The 493-nt window shown below is 47.7% G+C and carries 1 protein-coding gene; it reads left to right on the forward strand.

The annotated features are described in order from the left end of the window. On the forward strand, positions 1–493 hold a 493-nt coding region (locus tag IAE50_RS25700; protein WP_200581699.1), incomplete at both ends, for an Arc family DNA-binding protein.

A 493-nucleotide genomic window follows, 5' to 3' on the forward strand; every position in this document is an offset into this window, starting at 1 on the left:
AGTGGAGTGGCGGCTGCGTGCGCCGGACAATCTGCTGATGGAACTGCGGGTGTGTGCACGAATAAGCGAGAGGAGCGTTAACGATGAAATTATCGCAAGGTTACTTATTTCACTGAATTATCAGCCGCATGTACCTGTTATTAAGACGGTTGAGGGTGAAAGGTTAATTTCTCTGGCAGTGAAGTTTGAAGAGTGGCTGTGTGATTTATTAAGTGGTGATAATGAAACTAAAAATGAAAACAAAACGGAAAAGGCGCGTGATGAGCCAGCCTGGATGTGGCGTGAAGGTGTGCGGGTGTTAATTCCCGGAAAGACGTCAGGCTACAGCATGCGCATTCCTGAGAATCTTGCCTCTGAAATAAGAATTATGGCGCGGGTGCATAAACGCAGCCTGAACGATGAAATGCTGACAAGGCTGATGAATTCTATGGGTTATTTAACCCAGCGTCTTCTCGACCAGAACGAGGATGCGCAGGCGCTTAAAGTGCTGTGC

Origin of the sequence: Kosakonia sp. S42 (assembly GCF_016624785.1) — a bacterium.
In the GTDB taxonomy this organism is placed as follows: domain Bacteria; phylum Pseudomonadota; class Gammaproteobacteria; order Enterobacterales; family Enterobacteriaceae; genus Kosakonia; species Kosakonia cowanii.